Here is a 23141-nt window from a genome sequence, read left to right as displayed (position 1 = left end):
TCAGGCCTCGGGTTCCTGATCCGGTACCACCACGCCTTCGCGCGGCTCGTCCGGGTTAGGCGCTGGCAGATTCATCAGCTTCGCCAGAATGCTGGCCAGTTTCAGGCGCATTTCCGGACGGCGGACGATCATATCGATAGCGCCTTTCTCAATGAGGAACTCACTGCGCTGGAAGCCCGGCGGCAGTTTCTCACGTACGGTCTGCTCGATAACGCGAGGACCGGCAAAGCCGATCAGCGCTTTTGGCTCCGCGATGTTCAGGTCGCCCAGCATGGCGAAGCTTGCAGAAACGCCGCCCATGGTTGGGTCGGTCAGTACCGAAATGTACGGCAGACCGCGCTCCTGCATTTTCGCCAGCGCCGCAGAGGTTTTCGCCATCTGCATCAGGGACATCAGCGCTTCCTGCATACGTGCGCCACCGGAGGCGGAGAAGCAGATCAGCGGGCAGTTGTCTTCCAGCGCCTGCTCAACGGCACGCACGAAACGCGCGCCGACCACGGAGCCCATTGAGCCGCCCATAAAGGAGAACTCAAACGCGGCGGCAACCACCGGCATTTCATGCAGGGTGCCCTTCATGACGATTAGCGCGTCTTTCTCGCCGGTCTCTTTCTGCGCAGAGGCCAGACGATCTTTGTATTTTTTGGAGTCGCGGAACTTGAGCACATCTTTTGGCTCCAGTTCGCTGCCCAGTTCTACCAGAGAACCTTCGTCCAGCAGGCTATGCAGGCGGTTGCGCGCCGACATACGCATATGGTGGTCACACTTCGGACACACCTCAAGATTGCGTTCCAGCTCTGCGCGATACAGAACCTGGCCGCAGCTATCACACTTCGTCCATACCCCTTCAGGAATGCTCGCTTTACGCGTTGGGGTAATGTTGCTTTTAATTCGTTCAATCCAGCTCATTGATAACCTTTCTGCCTGAACCTGGTCGTATGCCAGTTTTGCTGTAAGAGGCGAATAATGCCATTTTTGCCTCCAACAGACCATGAATGTTGCACATTAAAACATAACAGCCCGAAACTTTGGATAAAAAAGTGGTCGAACCGCCAGCGTGCATTTACTTCGCTTGCTTTGCCGCCGCGCGTTTGTGACGGATAATTTCGATGACGCCAGGCAGTACGGAAAGCACAATAATCGCTACAATCAGTAACTTAAGGTTTTCCTGAACCACCGGCAGATCGCCAAACAGGTAGCCTGCATAGGTAAACAGCAGCACCCACAGCAGCGCGCCCACCACGTTGTACATGGCAAAATGACGATAGGACATGTGACCCATTCCCGCCACAAACGGTGCAAATGTACGCACAATAGGCACAAAACGGGCAAGGATAATGGTCTTACCGCCATGGCGCTCATAGAACGCATGGGTCTTATCTAAATAACTGCGGCGGAAAATCTTCGAGTCCGGATTACTGAACAACCGCTCGCCAAACACCCGCCCGATGGTGTAGTTGACCGCATCACCAACAATCGCGGCGATGATCATCAGGACGACCATCAGATGGACATTCAGGTCATTCGTTGGCAGTGCGGATAACGCGCCCGCCACGAACAGCAGTGAATCTCCAGGCAGGAACGGCGTAACCACAAGGCCGGTTTCACAGAACAGAATGAGGAACAGAATGGCGTAAACCCAGACGCCGTACTGCGCGACCAGCTCCGCCAGGTGAACATCAATATGCAGGATGAAATCAATCAGAAAACGTATTACGTCCATATTGTCTAAGCCCTAATTGCACCTTTGTTTAGTCCGCTAAAAACAGCGGGCCCATTGGCGGTTTTGGCAGATCGAACCGGTCCGGATAATCCACCGAAACCAGATACAGCCCTTCCGCTTTCGCCGTTGCTGCCGCAAGCGTTCTGTCCTTCGCTGCAAGCAGTTCTGCAATCCAGCTCTCCGGCTGGTGTCCGGCGCCCACTTCCATCAGGCTGCCCACAATATTCCGCACCATATGATGTACAAAGGCATTGGCTTTGATATCCACCACCACATACGCGCCATACCGACTGACGTTAATGTGCATGACGTTACGCCACGGCGTACGGGACTGACACTGCACCGCACGAAACGACGTAAAATCATTCTCTCCAATCAGACACTGCGCCGCACGCTGCATACGTTCTGCATCCAGCGGTTCATAAAAATGCGTCACGCCCTGGCTTAACACCGCCGGGCGCAGGCGCTGGTTATAGATGACATAACGGTAGCGCCGCGCCGTCGCGCTGAAACGCGCGTGAAAATCATCCGGCACAGCTTTCACCCAACGCACGGCAATGTCACCAGGCAAATTCGCATTTACACCCAGCGTCCAGGCCGCGTCTTTGCGCACGGCGGTGGTGTCAAAATGCACCACCTGCCCCGTGCCGTGAACGCCGGCATCGGTGCGGCCCGCGCAGAAGACGCTTATCGGTTCATTCGCTACCTGAGAGAGCGCTTTCTCCAGCTTCTCCTGGACGCTGCGCACCTCATTCTGCCGCTGCCAGCCATAGTATTTACTGCCATCGTATTCAATGCCGAGGGCAATTCTGTGGACCGGCTTTTGTTCCACATCTGACATCAGTACAGATACTCCTGCACCAGTTTTTCCGCGATTTTGACCGCCATCAGCGCGCCGCCGAAACGCACGTTGTCGGCAACAGACCAGAACTGCACCTGCTCAGGCATACCGTAATCGTTACGCACACAGCCCACAGAGAGATGCGCGCTGCCGGTGGCGTCGCCCACCTGCGTCGGGAATTCGCTCTCTTCGGACAGGACAATGTCCTCTCCGCGGCCAAACGCGTCGCGGGCTTCTTCAGCCGCCAGCGGACGCAGGGCTTCAAACCCGACCATCTGCGCGTGGCCGTAAAAGACCGGAGACTGCACGACATTCGCGGAGATCATCAGCCCGTCATCCTGCAAAATTTTGCGTGCTTCATCGACGATACGACGCTCTTCCCGCACCGAACCTTCACGATCCGGCAGTAGCGGCAGCATGTTGAACGCCAGCTGGCGGCCAAAGAAATCATCTTCGTCGATCGGGATACCGTTCAGCAGCTTCGCGCTCTGCCCTGCCAGTGCGTCTACGGCTTTTTTGCCGTTAGCGGAGGCTGACAGCAGGCTGGTCACGGAAATACGCGACAGGCCACCGTCGTCGATCAGCGGCTTCAGCGCGGTCAGCAGCTGGCTGGTGAGGCTGTTCGGTACTGCAATGATGTTGCGGTTGCGGTAGTCAGCCAGCACAAACGGGTTGACGTCCGGCACCACCAGCGGCACATCCGGCTCCAGGGAGAACAGGCCGCTCAGGTCGATCACCAGACAGCCTGAATTTGTCGCTTCTTCAATGTAAGACGCCGTGGCTTGCGCACCTGCGGCAAAAAACGCCAGCTGAGCCTGCGTCCAGTCAAACGCGGCGGCGTCCTGCACCATCAAGGATTTCCCGCCGAAACGCAGCTGTTCTCCTGCGCTGTCGGTACGCGCCAGTGCGTAAATCTCACCCACCGGGAACTGACGCTCAGCAAGGGTTTCAAGCAGGGCTTCGCCCACGGCGCCAGTGGCACCCAAAATGGCAATGTTCCAGCCTTCAGACATGGTGGTTTACTCCAGAAATAAAAAGCGTCCCTGCCGGAACATCCGACAGGGAGCATTAAGAAGACATTAACGTGCCGGGTGGTGAACGGCGTTAAATCCCAGTTTATGCAGCAGCCCCGCCGCTGACGCGTCATCGCACATGACATACAGGGAAGACCACTCGCGGCGCTCAAGGTAATTTTTGCGTAGCTTGTCAAACTCACCCGGAATACCCGCCACTTTACGCAGCAGCGCGTCATCGCGGCGCACATCATACACCAAATGCACCAGTCTTTTCAGCGTTGCCTCATCCAGCAGGCCATGAAGGGTAATGCGGCCAAATTCCGGGGCGGGCAGCAGCGTATCCAGCGCTACCTGCTGCGGATGGCCGATAAAGGCGCTGTAAGCCTCAAACACCTGGGTTGTGCCACGCGCTTTGCCTTCAAGGGTATAACCCGCGATATGTGCGGTACCTACGTCTACCTTATCCAGCAATGCGACGTTGAGATCCGGCTCTGGCTCCCAGACGTCCAGCACGACGCTAAGCTCTTGTTCTTCGTCGAGACATGCCAGCAGCGCCGCGTTATCCACCACCGGTCCCCGGCAGGCATTTATCAGAATAGTGCCAGCCTTCAGACGGCGGATCAGCTTTTCGTCGGCCAGGTGCAGGGTCTTATACGGCCCCTCTTTAAAGAGCGGCGTATGGAAGGTGATGACGTCGCACTCGTCGACCAGCTCATCCAGTGTGCGGAAGACGCCTTCATCACCGTTATCCTTACGCGGCGGATCGCACAGCAGGGTGCGGATTCCCCAGGCTTCCAGACGCTTTTGCAGACGTCCGCCCACGTTGCCCACACCCACAATCCCGACGGTGCGATCTTTCAGCGTAAAACCATCGCGCTCGGCCAGCATCAATAGCGAGGAGAAAACATATTCCACGACGGCAATGGCGTTACAGCCTGGCGCCGCGGAAAAACCAATCCCCGCCTGCTTAAGCCACTGGTCATCCACATGATCGGTCCCGGCCGTTGCCGTCCCGACAAATTTAACCCTTTTGCCGGTGAGCAGCGCCTCATTTACTTTAGTCACCGAGCGCACCATCAGGGCGTCTGCATCGTCCAGTTCGCTGACCGGAATCGGGCGACCAGGGACAGCCTTAACCTCACCCAGGCGGCTGAACAGCTCACGGGCGTAAGGCATATTTTCATCAACGAGGATTTTCACGTCTGAGTACCTGTTTGAGAGGAAGTAAACCTGCCAAGTGTGCCATAATCTCGCCGCCGGGCATATATCTCCGCCCGGTTACGCAGAGTTTGACTTTAAGGATTTTTGACGATGCAGCCCATTTCAGGTACGCCTCCGCGCCCTCCGGGTGAAGGCCCCGTAACGCCCAACACGCCAGGCGAACAACCGCTCTCCACGCAGCAACGCACCGTACTGGAGCGTCTGATCACGCGTCTTATTGCGTTGACCTCACAGCAAAACGCAGAGGTGTGGGCCGGCGTGAAGCACGATTTGGGCGTCAGAAACGATGCGCCGCTACAGTCGCGCCATTTCCCTGCCGCCGAACAAAACCTGAACCAGCGTCTTACCAGCGCACAGCAGCAACATACCACCCGCCAGATTATCTCGCAGCTGACCGAGCTGTTGGGCCAGGGGAATAATCGCCAGGCGGTGAGTGATTTTATCCGTCAACAGTACGGTCATACCGCCCTGAGCCAGCTTTCGCCGGAACAGCTGAAAACCGTGTTGACCCTGCTGCAAAGCAATCAGCTTTCTATCCCGCAGCCGCAACAGCGCCCGTCTACAGAACGGCCATTGCAGCCTGCGGAGCATAATACGCTCAAGCAGATGGTCACTAAGCTGGCTGCCGCAACCGGCGAACCAACAAAGCTTATCTGGCAATCCATGCTGGAACTTTCCGGTGTGAAAGCGGGCGAGATGATCCCGGCAAAACAGTTTACCCATCTGGTCACCTGGCTCCAGGCGCGTCAGACGCTCAGCACCCAGAGCGCCCCGACCCTGCACAGCGTACAGGCGGCGCTGAAACAACCGCTGGAACCGCACGAGTTCGATACGATCCGGGATTACGCTCAGCAGAGCTGGCAGGCTACGCCGCAAACGGTGCTGACCACCGCCCAGGTGCAGGATGTGCTCAATCAGATCTTCGTTCGCCGCGCCGAGCGGGAAGGCGGCGTGCCGGAGGTAAGAAACATTCAGCCGATCTACAACCCGCTGTTTGCCCCCGTAGTTGATACGTTCAAAACGCTTTCTGCCCGTCCGGGATTGATGTTGATCGCGTTGGTGATTGCGCTGGCGATTTTCTGGCTGGTTGCGTGAGGATTTGCCCGGTGGCGCTTCGCTTACCGGGTCTACAACGGCTCGAACCGTAGGCCGGGTAAGGCGAAGCCGCCACCCGGCAACATACTACCGCTTGCGAAACGCCACCAGCGTCACCACAATCCCCACCACCGCTGACACCGCACCGGCGAGAAATACGGAAGGATAGCCAAACGACGTTGCAAGCAGCCCCGCCAGCGGCCCGGTGATGCCGTATGAGATATCCTGAAACGCCGCATAGCCGCCCAGCGCCGTGCCGCGCACCTGCGGAGCCACGCGCTTCACCACTTCAACGCCCAGCGCCGGGAAGATCAGCGAGCAGCCGCAGCCGGTTAACGCCGCACCCAGCAGCGCAACGGATGCGGACGGCGCCTGCCAGAGCAGTACCAGCCCCACGGTCTCAATGACAAGTGACGCCACGGCCACCTTCACGCCGCCAAAGCGATCCGGCATCCAGCCAAACAGCACGCGCATCAATACAAACGCGCCGCCAAAGGCCGTCAGCGTAAAGCCCGCCATCGCCCAGCCGCGGCTCATGAAATAGAGGGAGACAAAGGTACCAATAACCGCGAAGCCCACCCCCTGAAGCGCCAGCCCGAGCCCCGGCTGCCAGATTTGCCCCACCACGCTCCACAGCGAAGGACGCTCGCCTTTATGGGCGGGCACCTTACGCACCGAACCGTTAAACGCCCACGCCAGCAGCGGCAATACCATGGTGGTGCCTGCCAGCGCCGCAAAACCAAACTGGCTGTGGATCAGCAGCCCCAGCGGCGCGCCTGCCGCCAGCGCGCCGTAAATCGCCATCCCGTTCCAGGACATCACTTTTCCGGAACGCGCAGGTCCCACCAGCCCCATTCCCCAGGTCAGGGTGCCGGTCAGCAGCTGGCTTTCGCCAAAGCCGAGGATCAGGCGCCCTACCACCAGCAGCGCGAATTTATACGCTGCATCTATTGGCAACAGCGCCGCCAGCAGCCAGGCTCCCCCCGCCAGCCCGCAGGCAAACATGCCCTGCAACGCCGAGCGTTTTGCGCCGTGCTGATCCGCCAGGCGACCGGCGTAGCCCCGGGTTAATACCGTCGCTAAAAACTGAATGCCCACCGCAATGCCGACCATGGTGTTGCCATAGCCCAGCTCCTGGTGAACGAACAAGGGGATCACCGGCAGCGGCAGGCCAACGGTCATATAGGTCAGAAACACCGCAAAGGCGATGCGGAAAAGGGAAAGGTTCCCGGAAGGAGCGCTCTTCTCAGGGGTAACAGCCTTCATGCATAACTCCGTGTTCAGGCATAAAAAAAGGGAGCCGCGCGGCTCCCTTCTACTATACCTTCAAACGCTTACGCTTTCAGCTTACGCATCACCAGCGTGGCGTTGGTGCCGCCGAAACCGAAGCTGTTGGACATAACGGTCGTCAGCTCACGTTCGGTGGTTTCAGTCACGATGTTCAGGCCAGCCGCCTGCTCGTCCATCTCTTCGATGTTGATGCTTGGCGCGATAAAGCCGTTTTCCAGCATCAGCAGAGAGTAGATCGCTTCCTGCACGCCCGCCGCACCCAGAGAGTGACCGGTCATGGCTTTGGTTGCAGAGATAGCCGGGCTGTTGTCGCCGAACACTTCACGGATCGCACCCAGCTCTTTCACGTCGCCTACCGGCGTTGAGGTGCCGTGGGAGTTCAGGTAGTCGATTGGAGTATCAACACCGTGCATCGCCATCTTCATGCAGCGCACCGCGCCTTCACCGGATGGAGCAACCATGTCAGCGCCGTCAGACGTTGCGCCGTAGCCCACGATCTCAGCATAGATGTGCGCGCCACGCGCCAGCGCGTGTTCCAGCTCTTCAACCACAACCATACCGCCGCCGCCAGCGATAACAAAACCGTCGCGGTGTGCATCATAAGTACGGGACGCTTTGTCTGGCGTTTCGTTGTATTTGGTGGACAGTGCGCCCATCGCGTCGAACTCACAGGCCATTTCCCAGCCCAGCTCTTCGCCGCCGCCAGCAAATACGATGTCCTGTTTGCCCAGTTGGATCTGCTCAACCGCATTACCGATACAGTGTGCGGAGGTCGCACATGCGGAGCTGATGGAGTAGTTCACACCGTGGATTTTGAACGGCGTTGCCAGGCACGCGGAAACCGCTGAACCCATGGCTTTGGTCACAACATATGGACCGACCGCTTTCAGGCCGCGCGGGCTGCGCATGGCGTCAGCACCGAACACCTGAGCTTTAGAAGAACCGCCGGAACCTGCAATCAGGCCCACGCGTGGGTTGTTCTGGTAAACGTCTTCGCTCAGACCAGAATCCTTGATCGCTTCCTGCATGGAAAGATAGGCGTAGATAGAGGCATCGTTCATGAAACGAACCACTTTACGGTCAATTAAACCGGTGGTGTCCAGTTTAACGTTACCCCATACGTGGCTACGCATTCCAGAATCTTTAAACTCTTCAGAGAAAGTGATCCCGGAGCGTCCTTCACGCAGAGATGCCAGGACTTCCTGCTGGTTATTACCGATGCTGGAAACGATGCCCAGGCCAGTAATCACTGCACGTTTCATTCAATACCTCTGTAAGTCGCACTATAAAAAGTTTCGAGTCGCACAATAGCGTACACTTGTACGCCGAACAAGTCCGATCAGCCATTTTCTGTGGAAATTTGCACCGATGGGCTCACATCGCTAAGATCGTGCCACTGCCTGTCGGACGAGTAACTTACGTGAAACAAAACGCCATACAACCTGCCAACCTCGAATTCAACGCTGAGGGTACACCTGTTTCCCGAGATTTTGATGACGTCTACTTTTCTAATGATAACGGACTGGAAGAGACGCGCTATGTCTTCCTCGAAGGAAATCATCTCAGCACCCGCTTCCCTGAACATCCGCGCAGGCTGTTTGTCGTAGCGGAGAGCGGTTTCGGCACCGGGCTGAATTTTCTGACCCTCTGGCAGGCGTTCGATCAGTATCGCGCTGCATACCCCGAGGCTACCTTACAAAGATTACATTTCATCAGTTTCGAAAAATTTCCGCTTACCGCGCACGATCTGCGGCTTGCCCATCAGAGCTGGCCGGAGCTTGCCCACTGGGCGGAACAGCTTCAGACCCAGTGGCCACCGGCTATCGGCGGCTGTCATCGTCTGATTCTGGATGACGGACGCGTCACCCTCGACCTGTGGCTGGGCGATATTAACGACCTGACCGATAAGCTTGATGACTCAATGAATCAGAAAGTGGACGCCTGGTTCCTGGACGGTTTTGCGCCCGCTAAAAACCCGGACATGTGGAGCCCGCACCTGTTCAGCGCCATGGCACGTCTGGCGCGCCCGGGCGCGACGCTTGCTACCTTCACCTCCGCGGGCTTTGTCCGTCGTGGGTTGCAGGAGGCGGGGTTTACCATGCGGAAAACCAAAGGCTTTGGCCGCAAACGCGACATGCTGGTCGGGGTGATGGAACAGGATCTGGCGATCCCGGCGCAGGCCCCCTGGTTTGCCCGCCGCGCCAGCACCTCGCGTGAGGTCGCTATTGTGGGCGGGGGTATTGCCAGCGCCCTGCTCTCGCTGGCGCTGCTGCACCGTGGCTGGCAGGTGACGCTCTACTGCGCTGACGAGGCGCCGGCGACGGGCGCATCAGGCAACCGTCAGGGCGCGCTTTATCCCTTATTAAGTTCACACGATCCGGCACTGTTCCAGTTATTCCCGGCGGCGTTTACGTTTGCTCGCCGCCTTTACGATAGCCTGCCGGTTGCGTTCGACCACGACTGGTGCGGCGTGACGCAGCTCGGCTGGGACGAGAAGAGCCAGCAGAAAATCACCCAAATGCTGTCGCTGGGGCTGCCGGAGGACATCGCCCATGCAGTGACGGCACAGCAGGTTACAGAGACCACTGGCGTCGACACCGGCTGCGGGGGTATTCAGTATCCACTCGGCGGCTGGCTGTGTCCGGCTGAACTGACTTATGCGGCGATAGCCCTCGGGCAGTCGCGTGGGTTGACGGTGTATTATGCCCATAAGGTTCAATCGCTAAGCCGCACTGCACACTGGAAGCTGCGTTTCGCTGACGGCAAAGAGGCCCAGCATGCCAGCGTTGTGCTGGCCAACGGACATCATATCACTCAGTTTACCCAGACAGCATCATTGCCGGTTTATCCAGTCGGCGGCCAGGTGAGCCATATCCCGACCGCGCCCGAACTGAGCAAACTGCGTCAGGTGCTGTGTTACGACGGCTACCTGACGCCGCAAAATCCCTCCAACGGCCATCACTGCATCGGCGCCAGCTACCATCGCGGTGAAACAGATATGCAGTACAGCGAAGCGGATCAGCAGCAAAACCGACAGCGCCTGGTCGACTGTTTTCCGGATGCGTCGTGGGCGAAAGAGGTTGATGTCAGTGAGGGTCAGGCGCGCTGCGGCGTACGCTGCGCGACCCGCGATCACCTGCCGATGGCGGGAAACGTGCCGGACTATGACGCCACGCTTGAAGTCTATCAGGATCTTGCAGACAGCAAAGAAACGGCGGTAAGTGCGCCCGTTCACCCCGAGCTGTTTATGCTGGGTGGCTTAGGCTCGCGGGGATTGTGCTCCGCGCCGCTGCTGGCTGAAGCGTTAGCCGCGCAAATGAGCGACGAGCCGGTTCCGCTGGACAGGGTTACGCTCGCGGGGCTGAATCCAAACCGACTGTGGGTGCGGAAATTGCTGAAGGGGAAAATGGTCAAGTAGGGTGCGGTCTGGTGCCCTCACCCCGGCCCTCTCCCTGTGGGAGAGGGCGGTGATACACTTACTTCGCTTTCGCCTGCTGGAACAAATTATCCCACATGCCCAGCACTAAAGACTGGTCGCGCGGAGAGAGTTCCCCGGCCTGAATAGCGTTTTCCAGGCTGCGAGTGACTTCCGCGTGAACGGCGTCGGCAGAGTGATCGTCCCCGGCTTCCAGCGCGGCTACCGCCAGCGTCAGGTGACCACGCAGATAACCGCTGGCGAACAGCTCATCATCACTGGCGTGTTCCACCATGTCATCAATTAACGCCAGAATGCGTGATTCAAATTCTGCGATCATCTTCTTTCCTCTGTTAAAGATCTTCCGGCCACGGGAAGCATTCCGCCGTGATCTCCGGCGTGTGGTAATAATTCTGTAAAGCCTCGATCAGGCGTGCCGGACGTGCCGGGATGCCTTTCTCAAGATATTCCATCACCTGCGCATGAACGCGGCGCTGGAAGACGATACGGTCTGGCTCGAAGTCGCCTTCGAGGTTGTCACAGCTCACGTTGAACGGGAAACCCGCCGCCACGCAGAACAGCCATTCCAGCGCCTGGGGTTTCACCTCCACATCTTCAAACTGCCCCTGGGTGGCGGCGTCGCGCCCGTCCGGGCAGTACCAGTAACCAAAGTCCACCAGCTCGCGACGCGCTTTCCCGGCGATACACCAGTGCGAAATTTCGTGCAAACCGCTGGCGTAAAAGCCGTGGGCAAAGATGATGCGGTTATACGGAACCTCGTCATCAGCAGGAAGATAGATCGGTTCGTCGTCGCCTTTAATCAGACGGGTATTAAAATCATCAGCAAAACAGCTATCGAAGATCTCAATCAGCTGTTCGTAGTTATGCGTACTGTTCATTAGTTCATCCCCAACCAGGTGAGGATCTCCTGTCCATGGCTGTCATAAAGAAGTTTGGCGCTCATCACCGCCGAGACGACAACAATCATTGGGCGGATCAGCTTTTGCCCTTTGCTTAATACCAGACGCGAGCCTGCGCGCGCGCCCAAAAACTGCCCTGCCATCATCACAAACCCGGTTGCCCAGATAACCTTGCCGCCAATGATAAACAACAGCAGACCGCCAACGTTGGAGGTCGCGTTGAGGACTTTGGCGTGGGCGGTGGATTTGGCGAGGTTGAACCCGGCCAGCGTCACGAATGCCAGCGCGTAAAACGAGCCTGCCCCCGGGCCAAAGAAGCCATCGTAAAAACCGACGCAGCCACCGGCGATCAGCGCAAACGGCAGGCCGTGAAGGCGACGCTGTCGATCTTCTTCCCCGAGCTTTGGCATGAGTAAGAAATAGAGGCCGATACAGATAACCAGCAGCGGCAGGATCTGTCGCAGAATGTCGGACTGTACGTGCTGGACCAGCAGCGCGCCCGCCGTTGAGCCAATAAACGTCATCAGGATATTGAGCTTCTGATCGGCGAGATTCACAACTTTACGCCGAATGAAATAGAGCGACGAGGAGAGCGAACCGCCGCATGCCTGGAGTTTGTTGGTGGCAAGCGCCTGGGCAGGGCTCATGCCTGCCGCCAGCAACGCCGGAACGGTGAGCAACCCGCCGCCGCCCGCCAGGGCATCGATAAATCCGGCTAACATTGCAACAAAAAAGAGCACCGCCAGAAGCAGCGGTGACACCATGAACAGATCGACGAAATTATCCATTAAAGTACATGCTCATCCAGTAGCGCCTGGCAGGAAGGCGGCAACGGAGGCGGTGTCTTCTTCTCAGGCTTAGAGGTTCCAGGCTTGGCTGGTTCAAACCAGCTTTGCAGTTCGTAACCACAACCATCGCCAGGCGGTGGCAGCGGCTGATCTTCACATTCCAGGCTGTTCGCCGGGCAGCGCAGGCGAACATGCATATGGGCACGATGCTGGAACCACGGGCGCACTTTACGCAACCAGTCGCGATCCGTTCCCGCATCCAGGCAAAGCTGCTGCTTGATGGCCGGATTAACAAAGATCCGCGTGACGTCGTTATCCTCTGCCGCCAGCTTAATCATGCTGGAAATTTCCGGCGACCATCGTGAGGCGACGACCCGTTTACCGTCGGCCGAGACCAGATCCAGCGCCTGCGGTTTCAGCAGCTGCGCTGAGCTCCAGCGCGTTTTCGGCAATTGCAGGAAGATATCCACATCCAGTCCGGTCTGGTGGCTGGCGTGACCGCCGTTAAAGCGGCCACCGGCAGGCATCCCCATATCGCCAATCAGCATCGTGCCCAGCCCCAGATTATTCACCTGGTTGCCAAGACGCTGAATAAAAAGCACCAGGTCAGGATGGCCGAAATAACGGCGCTGGTCGGTGCGCATCACCTGATAGGTATCCGATTGCAGCGGAAGTTCCTGCGCGCCGACGATACACCCGTTGGAGAAAGCGCCAATGGACTGCGCGCTCCCCGCTACCGGGTGGGTGATTTTCTGCCACGGCGTAGCGGCCAGGCTTGCTCCACTGGCCAGCAGCGCCAGCAGAGCGATTGCGGTTTTTTTCATAGTTACCAGCGTGGAATGGTGGTCGTCACATCCGCATTCTGCGCGCGCTGGCGCAGGAAGTGATCCATCAGCACGATCGCCAGCATCGCTTCTGCGATCGGTACCGCGCGGATCCCCACGCACGGATCGTGACGCCCTTTGGTGATCATCTCAACTTCATCGCCAGCGCGGTTAATCGTGTGGCCCGGCACGGTAATGCTGGACGTTGGCTTCAGCGCGATATTGGCAATAATTTGCTGCCCGCTGCTGATGCCGCCCAGAATGCCGCCCGCATGGTTGCTCTGGAAACCCGCCTTCGTGATTTCGTCGCGGTTCTGGCTGCCGCGAAGCTTAACCACGTCAAAACCGTCGCCGATTTCAACGCCTTTCACCGCGTTGATGCTCATCAGCGCGTGGGCGATGTCGGCGTCAAGGCGGTCAAATACCGGCTCGCCCCAGCCAGCCGGCACGCCGTCGGCTACCACGGTGACTTTCGCACCAATGGAATCGCCCTCTTTTTTCAGGCCACGCATCAGCTCATCCAGCGCGTCCAGCTTGTCGGCATCGGCGCAGAAGAACGGGTTAAGTTCTACCTGCTCCCAGTCTTTGATGGCCAGCGGAATGTCGCCCATCTGGGTCAGACAGCCGCGGATAACGATGCCGAATTTCTGCTGGAGATATTTTTTGGCAATCGCCCCTGCCGCCACGCGCATCGCGGTTTCACGTGCGGAAGAACGTCCGCCGCCGCGATAGTCGCGAAAGCCATATTTTTGTTCGTAGGTGTAATCAGCGTGGCCCGGACGGAAGACGTCTTTAATCGCGCCGTAGTCCTGAGAACGCTGATCGGTGTTTTCAATCAGCAGACCAATGCTGGTCCCGGTGGTACGGCCTTCAAATACGCCGGAGAGAATTTTGACCTGGTCCGGCTCGCGACGCTGCGTGGTGTAGCGAGAGGTACCCGGACGCCGGCGGTCAAGGTCATGCTGTAAATCGGCTTCGGTCAGTTCGATGCCTGGCGGGACGCCATCAACGATACAACCCAGTGCCAGACCGTGCGACTCGCCAAAGGTGGTCACACGGAATACCTGTCCAATACTGTTTCCTGCCATCACGGCTCCGATGTTGTTGTTTGTGTTTGAGCGTTGTGAAACGGGCCGAAGCCCGCTGGATTAATCTTTGTAAATACTGAAGTATTCGCGTGCATCAAGCAGCTGCGCCTTGGTCAGCATAAAGACGCCGTCACCGCCGTTGTCGAACTCAAGCCAGGTGAACGGCACATCCGGGTACTGCTCTATCAGATGTACCATGCTGTTGCCCACTTCACAAATCAGAACGCCGTCGTCGGTCAGATAATCCGGCGCGCAGGCCAGGATGCGGCGGGTCAGCTTCAGCCCGTCAGAGCCGGACGCCAGACCCAGCTCCGGCTCGTGACGGTACTCGTTCGGCAGGTCGGACATGTCTTCTGCATCCACGTACGGCGGATTGGTGACGATCAGGTCGTATTGCAGCGTCGGCAGGTCGCGGAACAGGTCAGAGCGGATAGGCGTGACGTGATGAATCAGCCCGTGCTCTTCAATGTTGTGTTCGGTGACGGCCAGCGCGTCGGTGGAGATATCGACGGCGTCCACTTCCGCTTCCGGGAAGGCGTACGCGCAGGCAATGGCGATGCAGCCGCTGCCGGTGCACATATCAAGAATGTGCTGCGGCTGATGGTTAATCAGGCCGTCAAAGTGGTTGTTGATCAGCTCGCCAATCGGCGAGCGCGGCACCAGCACGCGTTCATCAACATAGAACTCATGGCCGCAGAACCAGGCTTTGTTGGTCAGGTAAGCCACCGGAATGCGCTCGTTCACGCGACGGATCACGCGCTCAACGATGCGGTGTTTTTCGCTGGAGGTCAGGCGCGCGGTGCGCATGTCTTCCGGAATATCCAGCGGCAGATAGAGAGACGGCAGCACCAGCTGAACGGCCTCATCCCACGGGTTATCCGTACCGTGGCCGTACCAGATATTGGCGGCGCTGAAGCGGCTAACCGACCAGCGCAACATGTCCTGTATGGTATGCAGCTCGTTTACTGCTTCATCGACAAAAATTTTATCCACTCTTTCCTCCAGGGCATGCTCGCATAATTTTCGGCGGCTAGTTTGCCATGAAGACGGCGATAAATCAGCAATGACGCGTGTCGCTTGAGGTTAAAAAATGCGTTTAGTCGGGTACACTATCGGAAATACGAGATGAGAATGACGAATGAAAAAGAAAACATCGCTCAGCGAGGAGGATCAGGCTCTCTTCCGCCAGCTGATGACCGGGACGCGTCAAATCACGCACGACACCATTGTCCATCGCCCGCAGCGTAAAAAAGTCAGCGAGGTTCCGGTCAAACGTCTGCTCCAGGAGCAGGCCGATAACAGCCACTATTTTTCAGATGAGTTTCAGCCGCTGCTCAATACTCAGGGTGCGGTGAAATACGTGCGCGAAGACGTCAGCCATTTTGAACTGAAAAAATTACGCCGGGGAGATTACTCGCCGGAGCTGTTCCTCGATCTGCATGGGTTGACCCAGATGCAGGCGAAACAGGAGCTGGGGGCGTTGATCGCGGCATGTCGTCGCGAGCATGTTTTTTGCGCCTGCGTAATGCACGGCCACGGCAAACATATTCTTAAGCAACAGACACCGCTGTGGCTGGCTCAGCACCCGCACGTGATGGCGTTTCATCAGGCACCCAAAGAGTACGGCGGAGATGCCGCATTGCTGGTATTGATTGAAGTGGAGGAGTGGCAGCCGCCAGAGTTGCCCTGACAGGATGGCGGGAGGCACGCTGCACCCCGCCATATCGCACGTCACGTCAGATGGCTTTTGCCATCTTCAGGTTGCACGGACTCATTTGCCAGTTAAAGACCCCTTTGCCGGTTTCGTCGAGGGTGACGTTGGCAATGGCGGACGTAGTGAACATCGGTGGCGTTTCGCCCGGGCACAGCTCAGATACCAGATAGCCGACCAGCGGCAGGTGGGAAATGACCAGTGCGGAAGCGACACCTTCATTGCACAGCGCCTGAAGATAAGCACTGACAAGGCCAACATCGCCACACGGCGTAAGTTCAGGGAGCACATCCACACTGGATGGCAGGTTCATACACTCCCCTACCACATCCAGCGTCTGTTCTGCCCGCAGGAACGGACTCACCAGAACGCGTTCAATGTCCACTTTTTGACCTTTAAGCCATGTCGCCATCTGACGGGATTCGTCGCAGCCACAGACGGTTAAAGGACGTACTGAGTCACTGGCGGCATCGAGTGCCGCGTCGCCGTGACGCATGATAAAAACTTGCATATTGCACCGCTTTTGTTAACCAGAATCACCGGCGTTAACTACCCGCGATTAATGCTCTGAGGTAGAAAACCCGATGGCCGGGCATTGTGCCTGATCCATTCGGTGAATGAAACGCTGTTTTTTACCTCAATGGCGTAAGTATAGTCAATCTCTGTTTACAATTTCGCCAGAACAGGTTCCATCACCTCAGGATTTACCCTTCTTTGACTTCAGTTTACGCAATCAGTTTCCCTTACGGGCCAGAATGTCTGACCCCGTTCCGCCATCTGCAATAATTCGTCACAAGGTGTAAACCGTGGACCATATTGCGAGGCCAGACGTTGCAGAATCGCAACCACTTCACCCGCCCCGAGGGTATCCATATACCGGAACGGACCGCCTAGGAATGGCGGAAAACCGATACCAAACACGGCGCCGATATCGCCGTCGCGCGCGCTTTTGATCACCTGCTCACCAAAGCAGCGCGCCGCTTCATTGAGCATCATCATTACGCAGCGCTCAGCACACTGAACCGCCGACAATTTTGCCTGACCCGTGACAGGAATAAGCGCATAAACCGAAGGGTCGACCTGTTTCTTGCTTTTACGCCCTTTCGCGGCGTAAAGATAGAAACCGCGTTCATTTTTTCTGCCTTTGCGATCGTCCTTCAAAATTGCAGAAACAAAGTTTGCAGGCGGCGCAAAACGATCGCCATAAGCCGCTTCCAGCACAGGGATAATTTTAGTCCCCGTATCAATTCCTACCTCATCCAAAAGTTGGATTGGGCCGACGGGGAAACCAAACTTCACCAGAGCGTCATCGACGTGCTCAATTTTCTCCCCTTCCGTCAGCAACCGCATCGCTTCGTTAATGTACGGCGCCAGAATGCGGTTGACGTAGAAGCCGGCTTTGTCCGCGACCACAATCGGGGTTTTGCCCTGTTTTTTCGCCAGCTTCACCACGGTGGCAATAGCTTGCGGGCTGGTTGTGGCATGTGGGATAACCTCCACCAGCGGCATTTTTTCGACAGGGCTGAAATAGTGCAGCCCTATCACCTGCTCCGGGCGCACGGCTTTCGCCGCGATGTCGCCGATCGGCAAAGACGAGGTATTTGACGCGAAAATGGTGTGCGGCGCGCAGTGCTGTTCAACATCCGCCACCATCTGCTGCTTAAGGGCCAGATCTTCGAACACGGCTTCAATCACCAGATCGCGGTGTGCAAACCCACTGTAGTCGGTGGCGCCAGTGATCATCGCGAGGGTTTTATCGCGCTCACTGGCCTTGATATGGCGGCGTTTCACTTTGCGATCAAGGTTCTGCCAGCTGTACTGCAACGCATGGTTGATACCCTTAGGGTTGATATCTTTGATACGTACGGGCAATTTGCCTTTGCTGGCGGTGACAAATGCGATGCCGCCGCCCATCAGCCCACCCCCCAGAACGCCAACGGCGCGCAGCGGAGCCGGTTCAGCTTCACTGCCCGGATCTTTTTTAACCTCCGTGCTGGCAAAGAAAATGCCGCGCAGCGCCTGCGACTGCGGCGTCATCGCCAGCTCGCCAAAGGCTTTCGCTTCCGCAGCATAACCGCTGCTGCTGCCCTGCGATAAACCGGTTTCAATCACCTTCAGAATGCGCGTCGCTGCCGGATAGTTCCCTTTGGTTTTTTGCTCGGTTTTTTTACCCACCATATTGAACAGCAGCGTGCGCCCCAGCGGCCCGGCGAGGATACGCTCGCGCACCGGCAGAGGGCGTTTCGCCTGACGACCTTTCAGCGCCCGCTCAACGGCGGCCTCAAGCAAGATGGCGTGCGGAACGACCTCATCAACCAGACCCGCCTTTAACGCCTGACGGGCGCGCAGCTGTTTACCGGTTAAAATCATCTCCAGCGCCGTACTGACGCCCACCAGACGCGGCAGGCGCTGCGTGCCACCTGAACCGGGCAGCAATCCAAGCTGTACCTCCGGCAGTCCGAGTACCGTTTTCGCATCGTCGGTACAAATGCGGCTGTGACAGGCCAGCGCCAGCTCAAGCCCACCGCCCAGGCAGGCCCCGTGGATCGCAGCGACAACGGGTATCGACAGCGCATGGATCTCCGCCATTACCTGCTGCCCCTGACGCGCCAGGTCTTCTGCTTCCTGAGCGCTTTTCGCCCGGGCAATCATGTTGATATCGGCCCCGGCAATAAAGTTATCCGGCTTTGCCGAGATAAATACCAGGCCACGTATCGCTTTGTTTTCGCGGATCTGTCTGAGCATCGCACGCACCTGAACGCCGAACTCGGCCTTCAGGGTGTTCATCTTTTCGTCGGGTACATCAATGGTGATAACAGCCACGTTATCAAGGCGAACAGCCAGGTTAAATGCAGATGTCGTTTCCATTATTCAGCCTCCAGAACCATTGCTGCACCCAGGCCGCCCGCCGCACAGGCGGTAACGAGACCAAAACCGCCGCCGCGGCGACGCAGCTCGTGCAAAGTCTGGGTTATCATTCTCGCGCCGGTCGCCGCAAATGGATGGCCGTAGGCGATGGATCCGCCAAGCACGTTAAACTTACTCTGATCCACTTCGCCGGTCGCGTGGGCGCGGCCCAGTACATCGCGCGCGAAGCGCTCGCTTGCCAGCAGCTGAATGTTTGCCAGGGTTTGTGCGGCAAAGGCTTCGTGCATATCGATCAGGGTTAAGTCAGCCAGCGTCAACCCCGCGCGCTCCAGCGCCAGCGGCGTGGACCAGGCCGGACCGAGCAGCATGTCCTGCCAGACATCAATGGCGGTAAAGGCGTAGCTACGCAAATAGCCCAGCGGTGTGATGCCAAGCTCTTTCGCCCGGGATTCCGTCATCAGGATCACGGCGGCGGCACCGTCCGTCAGTGGCGTACTGTTGGCCGCCGTAACGGTGCCATGTTTACGATCAAACGCCGGGCGCAGTTTTGCGTAATCCTCCAGCGTCGAGGTGCCACGGATATTGTTATCTTCCACCAGCGGTTCGCGGAAAGGCGGGATATAAGCCGTCATAACCTCGTCGGCAAGTTTGCCTTCCGACCAGGCCTTCGCAGCGAGCTGATGCGAGCGATGCGCCAGTGCATCCTGCTGTTCGCGGGTAATACCGTAGGTTTTTGCCATCTGCTCGGCTGTATCGCCCATGCGCAGGCCGGTGGAGTATTCAGCAACGGCAGGTGGCACGGGCATGAGGTCGCGCAGGCGTAAACGCGAGAAGAGTTTAAGCTTTGCACCGGTAGTGCGAGCTTTGTTGGCATCCACGAGGATGCGGGCCAGCTGTTTGCTGACGCCGATGGGCAGCACGGAGGAGGAATCCGCGCCGCCGGCGATCCCCGCGCGAATGGTCCCCGCCATCAGGCTTTCCGCCACGTTCGCCACCGCCTGGAAACTGGTGGCGCAGGCGCGGCTGACGCTGTAGGCGTCGGTATGAACATTCATGCCGGTACCCAGCACGATTTCACGCGCGATATTGGGTGCTTCCGGCATCTGCACCACTTGGCCGAAAACCAGTTGCTCAATAACCTCTGGCGGGATCTCGCTGCGAGCCAGCATCTCCCCCACCACTATTTTTCCCAGATCGACAGCCGGTATACCGTGAAACGCGGTTGCCTGACGCGCAAACGGCGTACGTAACCCGCTGATAATGGCAATGCGGTCACCGTGTCGGGTGATAAGCGGTAATGCCTGACTCATAACACTCCCCTGTAAAAAAATTTTGCGCGCACATTAAGTGGTCTGACCTGATAATAGTCTTAACTATTTTTTTACATTGAGCCAATCGGGGAAGCGAAAAATTGCGAGCTAAGGCACAGAGAAGAAAAAGAAAATGCCCCTGCATAGCAGAGGCATTTGTGAGATTTGTTGCCGGGTTGCGGCGTTGCCTTACCCGGCCTACACGATCATAGGCCCGTGCAAAAAGTATTAACGCAGGCCTAACTGGAAGATCAGCGTTTCTGCTTCGCAGGCGAACACAAAGTCGATATCCAGCCGCACGCCGCCTTCCACTTCCGTGAAGGTGGATTTGATTTCACACGGATCGGATTCGACTTCACGCGCGCGCTGGCTCAGCGCGGCCAGCGTCTCTTCCGCTTCAGCACGGTTAGGGAATACGCGGCTGTAAGAGGCGGTGCAATCGGTGTTGTCCATAATGGTGCCAACATCCATACAGCAGCAAACCGGGGTTTCATCAGCACTGCATTTACTCATAGCTCAATTTCCTCTGTATTCGCGCAGGGCGCGAGATAAACACGATGCGTCTATTTTACGCCCCCGGACGAGCCCCCTCCAGCCGTTAATGGCGCAAAATCGGATAAGTGAGCAATATCACACTAAAAAATGATCTAAAACAAAATTCCCCTTTTCAGAGGAATCGCACTGGTCACAATTTTGCCAACCAGATCTCGTTTCAAGAAACATATCTGAAAATATTAATAAACAAACTTGCAACATCCCAGCTGGTCAGACCTATACTCTCGCCACTGGTCTGATTTGTAAGTCATACCTCAGACCCTACACTTCGCGCTCCTGTTACGGTATGTAACAATTATTGAATAAAAATAACTCAATGAGGTTATGGTCATGAGCCAGAAAACCCTGTTCAAACAAACTGCTTTAGCAGTTGCAGTGGCAATCGTCTCAACGTCCGCCTGGTCAGCGGGCTTCCAGTTAAACGAATTTTCTTCCTCTGGCCTTGGCCGTGCGTATTCCGGGGAAGGTGCGATTGCCGATGACGCAGGCAACGCGAGCCGTAACCCGGCGCTGATCATGATGTTTGATCGCCCTACCTTCTCTGCCGGTGCGGTTTACATCGATCCTGATGTCAATATTTCTGGCAAATCTCAGTTCACCGGCGCAGATCTGAAGGCGGATAACATTGCGCCGACCGCGTGGGTGCCTAACCTGCACTTTGTTGCGCCAATCAATGAACAGTTTGGTTGGGGTGCCTCTGTCACCTCTAACTATGGCCTGGCAACGGAGTTCAATAACAACTATCCGGCCGGGGAATACGGCGGTAAAACCGACCTGACGACCCTGAACCTTAACCTGAGCGGCGCATATCGTCTGAACGATAACTGGAGCTTTGGTCTGGGCTTTGATGCTGTCTACGCTGATGCAAAAATCGAGCGTTATTCCGGGGAGCAAACTGCTGCGCTGCCGAAAAACAGCAATAAAATTGCCAGCCTGAAAGGTGATGAATGGGGTTACGGCTGGAACGCCGGTATCCTGTATGAACTTGATAAAAACAACCGCTGGGGTCTGACCTATCGCTCAGAAGTGAAAATTGATTTCGATGGCGATTACAAAAGCGGCATCCTGAGCCCAGTCAACGGTATGGTACCGGGCGCAGGCACCACCATTCCATGGGGTACCTCGAATCAAACCGTACCGGGTTCACTGTCACTGCATCTGCCAGAAATGTGGGAAGTGTCAGGTTATAACCGCGTTGCGCCGCAGTGGGCTATTCACTATAGCCTCGCGTATACCAGCTGGAGCCAGTTCCAGGAGCTGAAAGCCACCGGCAGCAACGGCCAGACGCTGTTCTATAAAGACGAAAGCTTCCACGATGCTTACCGTATCGCACTTGGTACGACCTATTATATGGATGACAACTGGACGTTCCGTACCGGCGTGGCATTTGATGACAGCCCGGTACCGGCAGATAAGCGTTCTATCTCCATTCCGGATCAGGACCGTTTCTGGGTGAGTGCGGGGGCAACCTACGCGTTCAACGAGAATGCCTCTATCGACGCGGGCGTGTCGTACATGCATGGACAGAAAGTGACCTTCCAGGAAGGCCCTTACGAGTTTACCTCTGAAGGTAAAGCCTGGCTGTTTGGTACCAACTTCAACTACGCGTTCTAATTCCAACACGATTAAAAAAGGTGAGCATCGCTCACCTTTTTTATTTATTCCGAATCGATATCTTTTAATTCGTTCTCGATGGCTTTCGCGTTCGGATTATCTTCCGGCTTCAGCTTACCGCCGTTGGCAATAAAGTCATGGTTCTGGAAGTAGGCCTCGCGGACCATGATGTACGGATCGGAAGACTGACGCAGCAGACCGTCAGAGTCCAGCAGTTGCGCACGTGTTTCAATTCCTTCCACGGTCCATTTACCAATCGACAGCGGCCAGGTGAGCCATGACAGCACCGGATACAACGTATCCACCATGTCGCCGCCATCATCACGCACGGTAAAGCTGCCGTAGAATGGCAGGTGCACATACGGCCCATAACCTACGCCATAATGCCCCAGCGTGCTGCCGAAACGGTGCGACTGTTCACGCTGTAATTTCGGGTTCGCCATGCCCGCGACATCAATTAAGCCGCCCATACCCAGCAGGGAGTTCAGGAAGAAGCGGGTGAAATGCACCATCCCCTGATACGGGTCGCCCTGGAGGAAGTAGTTGACCATAACCGCTGGCTCTTCCAGGTTACTGGTAAAGTTGCTCAGCCCGTTACGCGCCGGCTGCGGAACGTAGTCACGCCATGCCACGGCAACCGGACGAACCAGATACGGATCCAGCACATTATAGTTAAAGCTGTACATTGAACGGTTAAATCCTTCGAGAGGATCGGAGCGTCCCGTTTGCTCGCCAGAGCTGGCGCAGCCCACAAGCATTGTTACGCCCAGCGCAAGCGCCGACAGCCGAAGCTTCATAAATTTCTCCCTGTTCAATATGGCTATCGTTGAATGCCATCTGTGACGGAGCCGGTGATGCTCCGCCT

Annotated in this window: 22 protein-coding genes; 4 read left to right on the top strand and 18 right to left on the bottom strand. The window is 57.0% G+C overall.

Annotation, left to right across the window (positions count from 1 at the left end):
* From accD to pdxB, 5 genes are all read right to left on the bottom strand, one after another.
* Complete coding sequence (gene accD, locus ACOTXD_RS04070; RefSeq protein WP_003861408.1) at positions 1-906, bottom strand: acetyl-CoA carboxylase, carboxyltransferase subunit beta; 906 nt, start codon at positions 904-906, stop codon at positions 1-3.
* A gap of 154 nt (positions 907-1060) precedes the next feature.
* Entirely contained in the window at positions 1061-1720 is a 660-nt protein-coding gene (locus ACOTXD_RS04065) for a DedA family protein (RefSeq protein ID WP_003861406.1), read from the bottom strand.
* A gap of 28 nt (positions 1721-1748) precedes the next feature.
* Complete coding sequence (truA, locus tag ACOTXD_RS04060; RefSeq protein WP_001286071.1) at positions 1749-2561, bottom strand: tRNA pseudouridine(38-40) synthase TruA; 813 nt, start codon at positions 2559-2561, stop codon at positions 1749-1751.
* Entirely contained in the window at positions 2561-3574 is a 1014-nt protein-coding gene (locus ACOTXD_RS04055; RefSeq protein WP_003861403.1) for an aspartate-semialdehyde dehydrogenase, read from the bottom strand. The genes truA and ACOTXD_RS04055 overlap by 1 nt, the downstream gene beginning before the upstream one ends.
* 66 nt (positions 3575-3640) lie before the next feature.
* Positions 3641-4777, bottom strand: coding sequence for a 4-phosphoerythronate dehydrogenase PdxB (gene pdxB, locus ACOTXD_RS04050; protein ID WP_061856644.1), 1137 nt, complete (start codon positions 4775-4777; stop codon positions 3641-3643).
* Between the two features lie 111 nt (positions 4778-4888).
* Between pdxB and flk the strand changes: the two genes are divergently transcribed.
* Positions 4889-5893 (top strand): flagella biosynthesis regulator Flk, encoded by a 1005-nt coding sequence (gene flk, locus ACOTXD_RS04045; protein ID WP_003861399.1) that lies wholly within the window; start codon positions 4889-4891, stop codon positions 5891-5893.
* Between the two features lie 87 nt (positions 5894-5980).
* On the opposite strand, the gene ACOTXD_RS04040 is transcribed toward flk, so the two are convergent.
* Positions 5981-7159, bottom strand: a complete 1179-nt coding sequence (locus tag ACOTXD_RS04040; RefSeq protein ID WP_061856645.1) for an MFS transporter — start codon at positions 7157-7159, stop codon at positions 5981-5983.
* A 68-nt stretch (positions 7160-7227) separates the two neighbouring features.
* Positions 7228-8445 carry a beta-ketoacyl-ACP synthase I gene (gene fabB / locus ACOTXD_RS04035; protein ID WP_003861395.1) on the bottom strand — a complete coding sequence of 406 codons (1218 nt, stop codon included), beginning with the start codon at positions 8443-8445 and terminating at the stop codon, positions 7228-7230.
* A 158-nt stretch (positions 8446-8603) separates the two neighbouring features.
* Here fabB and mnmC point away from each other — a divergent pair, with 158 nt between their 5' ends.
* Complete coding sequence (mnmC, locus tag ACOTXD_RS04030; RefSeq protein ID WP_061856646.1) at positions 8604-10601, top strand: bifunctional tRNA (5-methylaminomethyl-2-thiouridine)(34)-methyltransferase MnmD/FAD-dependent 5-carboxymethylaminomethyl-2-thiouridine(34) oxidoreductase MnmC; 1998 nt, start codon at positions 8604-8606, stop codon at positions 10599-10601.
* Positions 10602-10659: 58 nt separating this feature from the next.
* Here mnmC and ACOTXD_RS04025 read toward each other — a convergent pair whose 3' ends face one another.
* Genes ACOTXD_RS04025 through prmB form a run of 6 tightly spaced genes read right to left on the bottom strand, consistent with a single transcriptional unit; the run spans position 10660 to position 15211 of the window.
* Positions 10660-10938: a YfcL family protein gene (locus ACOTXD_RS04025; RefSeq protein WP_003861391.1), complete on the bottom strand. Its 279-nt coding sequence runs from the start codon at positions 10936-10938 to the stop codon at positions 10660-10662.
* A gap of 13 nt (positions 10939-10951) precedes the next feature.
* Entirely contained in the window at positions 10952-11497 is a 546-nt protein-coding gene (locus tag ACOTXD_RS04020) for an elongation factor P hydroxylase (RefSeq protein ID WP_003861390.1), read from the bottom strand.
* Positions 11497-12306, bottom strand: a complete 810-nt coding sequence (locus ACOTXD_RS04015; protein WP_003861386.1) for a sulfite exporter TauE/SafE family protein — start codon at positions 12304-12306, stop codon at positions 11497-11499. The genes ACOTXD_RS04020 and ACOTXD_RS04015 overlap by 1 nt, the downstream gene beginning before the upstream one ends.
* The gene (gene mepA / locus ACOTXD_RS04010) at positions 12306-13130 is read right to left on the bottom strand and encodes a penicillin-insensitive murein endopeptidase (protein WP_061856648.1); all 825 of its coding nucleotides are present in this window, start codon (positions 13128-13130) and stop codon (positions 12306-12308) included. Before mepA ends, ACOTXD_RS04015 begins: the two co-directional genes overlap by 1 nt.
* A gap of 2 nt (positions 13131-13132) precedes the next feature.
* Positions 13133-14218, bottom strand: a complete 1086-nt coding sequence (aroC, locus tag ACOTXD_RS04005) for a chorismate synthase (protein ID WP_023314595.1) — start codon at positions 14216-14218, stop codon at positions 13133-13135.
* 60 nt (positions 14219-14278) lie between these two features.
* Positions 14279-15211 carry a 50S ribosomal protein L3 N(5)-glutamine methyltransferase gene (prmB, locus tag ACOTXD_RS04000; RefSeq protein WP_003861381.1) on the bottom strand — a complete coding sequence of 311 codons (933 nt, stop codon included), beginning with the start codon at positions 15209-15211 and terminating at the stop codon, positions 14279-14281.
* A gap of 145 nt (positions 15212-15356) precedes the next feature.
* Here prmB and smrB point away from each other — a divergent pair, with 145 nt between their 5' ends.
* Positions 15357-15908 carry an endonuclease SmrB gene (smrB, locus tag ACOTXD_RS03995; RefSeq protein ID WP_015572246.1) on the top strand — a complete coding sequence of 184 codons (552 nt, stop codon included), beginning with the start codon at positions 15357-15359 and terminating at the stop codon, positions 15906-15908.
* A gap of 46 nt (positions 15909-15954) precedes the next feature.
* Here smrB and sixA read toward each other — a convergent pair whose 3' ends face one another.
* The 4 genes from sixA to ACOTXD_RS03975 form a co-directional block, all read right to left on the bottom strand.
* On the bottom strand, positions 15955-16440 hold the full coding sequence (gene sixA, locus ACOTXD_RS03990; protein ID WP_003861375.1) for a phosphohistidine phosphatase SixA: 486 nt from the start codon (positions 16438-16440) through the stop codon (positions 15955-15957).
* Positions 16441-16649: 209 nt separating this feature from the next.
* The gene (gene fadJ / locus ACOTXD_RS03985; protein WP_061856650.1) at positions 16650-18797 is read right to left on the bottom strand and encodes a fatty acid oxidation complex subunit alpha FadJ; all 2148 of its coding nucleotides are present in this window, start codon (positions 18795-18797) and stop codon (positions 16650-16652) included.
* Entirely contained in the window at positions 18797-20107 is a 1311-nt protein-coding gene (gene fadI, locus ACOTXD_RS03980; RefSeq protein WP_061856651.1) for an acetyl-CoA C-acyltransferase FadI, read from the bottom strand. Before fadI ends, fadJ begins: the two co-directional genes overlap by 1 nt.
* A gap of 228 nt (positions 20108-20335) precedes the next feature.
* Positions 20336-20620: a YfcZ/YiiS family protein gene (locus ACOTXD_RS03975; protein ID WP_017383455.1), complete on the bottom strand. Its 285-nt coding sequence runs from the start codon at positions 20618-20620 to the stop codon at positions 20336-20338.
* Between the two features lie 372 nt (positions 20621-20992).
* On the opposite strand from ACOTXD_RS03975, the gene fadL reads away from it, so the two are divergent.
* Positions 20993-22276 (top strand): long-chain fatty acid transporter FadL, encoded by a 1284-nt coding sequence (gene fadL, locus ACOTXD_RS03970; protein ID WP_003861367.1) that lies wholly within the window; start codon positions 20993-20995, stop codon positions 22274-22276.
* 44 nt (positions 22277-22320) lie between these two features.
* Here the strand turns inward: fadL and mlaA are convergent, their stop codons facing one another.
* Positions 22321-23073, bottom strand: a complete 753-nt coding sequence (gene mlaA, locus ACOTXD_RS03965; RefSeq protein ID WP_061856652.1) for a phospholipid-binding lipoprotein MlaA — start codon at positions 23071-23073, stop codon at positions 22321-22323.
* Positions 23074-23141: the final 68 nt, after the last annotated feature.

The organism is Enterobacter cloacae complex sp. CDL013 (assembly GCF_049238805.1).
Lineage (GTDB): Bacteria > Pseudomonadota > Gammaproteobacteria > Enterobacterales > Enterobacteriaceae > Enterobacter > Enterobacter hormaechei_C.
Note: the sequence above shows the minus strand (reverse complement) of the source record. Positions and strands in the feature narration are given on the sequence as shown.

Excerpts from the sequence above, each read along its gene's own strand:
- aroC (WP_023314595.1), bottom strand. The coding sequence starts at position 14,218 with ATGGCAGGAAACAGTATTGGACAGGTATTCCGTGTGACCACCTTTGGC.
- ACOTXD_RS04025 (WP_003861391.1), bottom strand. The coding sequence starts at position 10,938 with ATGATCGCAGAATTTGAATCACGCATTCTGGCGTTAATTGATGACATG.
- mepA (WP_061856648.1), bottom strand. The coding sequence starts at position 13,130 with ATGAAAAAAACCGCAATCGCTCTGCTGGCGCTGCTGGCCAGTGGAGCA.
- mlaA (WP_061856652.1), bottom strand. The coding sequence starts at position 23,073 with ATGAAGCTTCGGCTGTCGGCGCTTGCGCTGGGCGTAACAATGCTTGTG.
- fabB (WP_003861395.1), bottom strand. The coding sequence starts at position 8,445 with ATGAAACGTGCAGTGATTACTGGCCTGGGCATCGTTTCCAGCATCGGT.
- ACOTXD_RS04055 (WP_003861403.1), bottom strand. The coding sequence starts at position 3,574 with ATGTCTGAAGGCTGGAACATTGCCATTTTGGGTGCCACTGGCGCCGTG.
- fadI (WP_061856651.1), bottom strand. The coding sequence starts at position 20,107 with ATGAGTCAGGCATTACCGCTTATCACCCGACACGGTGACCGCATTGCC.
- accD (WP_003861408.1), bottom strand. The coding sequence starts at position 906 with ATGAGCTGGATTGAACGAATTAAAAGCAACATTACCCCAACGCGTAAA.
- ACOTXD_RS04020 (WP_003861390.1), bottom strand. The coding sequence starts at position 11,497 with ATGAACAGTACGCATAACTACGAACAGCTGATTGAGATCTTCGATAGC.
- fadL (WP_003861367.1), top strand. The coding sequence starts at position 20,993 with ATGAGCCAGAAAACCCTGTTCAAACAAACTGCTTTAGCAGTTGCAGTG.
- ACOTXD_RS04015 (WP_003861386.1), bottom strand. The coding sequence starts at position 12,306 with ATGGATAATTTCGTCGATCTGTTCATGGTGTCACCGCTGCTTCTGGCG.
- fadJ (WP_061856650.1), bottom strand. The coding sequence starts at position 18,797 with ATGGAAACGACATCTGCATTTAACCTGGCTGTTCGCCTTGATAACGTG.
- truA (WP_001286071.1), bottom strand. The coding sequence starts at position 2,561 with ATGTCAGATGTGGAACAAAAGCCGGTCCACAGAATTGCCCTCGGCATT.
- ACOTXD_RS04040 (WP_061856645.1), bottom strand. The coding sequence starts at position 7,159 with ATGAAGGCTGTTACCCCTGAGAAGAGCGCTCCTTCCGGGAACCTTTCC.
- ACOTXD_RS03975 (WP_017383455.1), bottom strand. The coding sequence starts at position 20,620 with ATGAGTAAATGCAGTGCTGATGAAACCCCGGTTTGCTGCTGTATGGAT.
- smrB (WP_015572246.1), top strand. The coding sequence starts at position 15,357 with ATGAAAAAGAAAACATCGCTCAGCGAGGAGGATCAGGCTCTCTTCCGC.
- flk (WP_003861399.1), top strand. The coding sequence starts at position 4,889 with ATGCAGCCCATTTCAGGTACGCCTCCGCGCCCTCCGGGTGAAGGCCCC.
- sixA (WP_003861375.1), bottom strand. The coding sequence starts at position 16,440 with ATGCAAGTTTTTATCATGCGTCACGGCGACGCGGCACTCGATGCCGCC.
- ACOTXD_RS04065 (WP_003861406.1), bottom strand. The coding sequence starts at position 1,720 with ATGGACGTAATACGTTTTCTGATTGATTTCATCCTGCATATTGATGTT.